The sequence below is a fragment of the Streptomyces sp. NPDC127197 genome (assembly GCF_042672405.1).
In the GTDB taxonomy this organism is placed as follows: Bacteria; Actinomycetota; Actinomycetes; order Streptomycetales; family Streptomycetaceae; genus Streptomyces; species Streptomyces flavusporus.
In genome coordinates, this window is record NZ_JBHXVG010000136.1 from 1 (window position 1) to 1,684 (window position 1,684).

Below are 1,684 nucleotides of genomic sequence, written 5' to 3' on the forward strand. Positions count from 1 at the left end.
GTCGCCCGGGTCCGACTTCTTGCGGGACACACCGTGGCGGTCACGGTAGCGGGAGGCGGCTAGCGGGTTGATCGCGAAGACCTTGCGGCTGCCGGTCCGCAGAGCGGCGACGAGCAGGCCGCGGCTGGTCTCGATGGCTACCGGTATCGGCGACTCAGGGCTGTCACCGTGCTCGGCCAGGAGCTCCAGCAGCATTCGATAGCCGGCTGCGTCGTCACTGATCCGGCGCTTGGCCAGCAATTCGCCGGCCCCGTCGACCAGCGCGACGTCGTGGTGTCGTTCCGCCCAGTCGATCCCGCAAAACACGGTCACACGTTCTCCCATCATCGAGCGTCTACGCAGGTCACGAGCACATGCGGGTCACGCGGCGTCCTAATCCCAGGACTCGGTCGGTCCGCCATCTCGGTAGCCGTTCGTGACACCAGCTCGCCTCAGGGGCCTCTGCCTGCGCAAGAGCTCACGGCTCGCGGAGGTGAACAAGAGGTCGCCCTGCGGCGGGCTCGAGCCACGACAACAACGAACGACGTGTGTCGGCGGGTTTCACAGAACTTGGAGACGCCGGAACAGCGCCGTTCTCTCGTGAGACCTCGTGGGTCTGGGAGATCACCAGGCGTCTGCCCGGCGCCCGCAGGCCCCGTGAAATCCGCCCACACCGTGACAGCGCCGCTCTATCGGGAGGCCTGAGCAGCCAGGGGCCTTACAGGCGTCCGTCACGCCAGACAGCCCAGGAGCTCAACCGCGGCCTCTGGAGCCACCTTCACAACGGATTAGGGGCCTTCGCGACAGATGAGAGGCTCAGGCGGGTGAGTGAGACACCACCGAACACCCTGCAATACCGCTTTGACGGGCCAGAAGACGCTCCGGTCCTGATCTTGGGTCCCTCACTGGGTACCACATGGCACAGGTTGTAAATACTGTCCTTGGGCGTCCAGGCCAGTCCAAGATGAGCATGTAATGCCAGGTCAGGGCATTCTGGTCCGGGGGAGCCGACGCAGTCGGTGATAGGCGTGTGAGAGCGGCGTTCGACGAGGAACCCGCAGGTGCGGCCCGTCGGGGGCTTCTGAGTAGGTGGGTTTGAGTGTCCGTCGTGGGCGCCATTGCACTCGGGTTCTCCTCCCACGAGTACCCGAAGCACCGACGCGGCGACGACACGACTCTTACGACTGGTGTGCAGCATGCGGCCCGGAACTCTTCGCGGTCGACCAGGGCGTACCCTTCGCTCCCGCAAAGTCCAACGCCTATTTGGGGCATCTGCCGGTCTCCTCGCCACTCTCTGCCGCTACAGACGGCTTGTCCGCCTCACCACATAGGGCACGGTCTGAAGACCAAGGACGACTTCTTCATCGCCACGTACCGGGCCGCCACCGAGGTCCTGTTCACCGAGGTCAGCCGGACCACCGAGGCCACCGAGCTCAGTGACGACCCCCGCGGGATGCTGAACGCCGCGATGCGGTACCTACTGCCGGCTGCTGGCCGCCAACCCCGGCCCGGGTGCTGGTGGTCGAGTCGGTCGCCTGCCCGGCGATCCGCAAGGTACGGGTCGAGTGCCTCACGGCATGGTCCCAGCTGATGGCGGCGCTGGTGGCCGAGCGCCGCCCCGACCGGCCGGTACCGCCGACGGCCGGTACCGCCGCGATCGGGGCGGTTGTGCGTCTGCCGGGCGCCGTCATCGAGGAGGGCCGAG

Annotated in this window: 2 protein-coding genes; one reads left to right on the forward strand and one right to left on the reverse strand. The window is 66.8% G+C overall.

The window, feature by feature from the left end; translation table 11 throughout:
* On the reverse strand, positions 1-327 hold a 327-nt coding region (locus ACFVJQ_RS45940), incomplete at its 3' end, for a transposase (RefSeq protein WP_385791960.1).
* 1,164 nt (positions 328-1,491) lie between these two features.
* Between ACFVJQ_RS45940 and ACFVJQ_RS45945 the strand changes: the two genes are divergently transcribed.
* The coding region (locus ACFVJQ_RS45945; RefSeq protein WP_385791962.1) for a hypothetical protein at positions 1,492-1,684 on the forward strand (193 nt) is incomplete at its 3' end.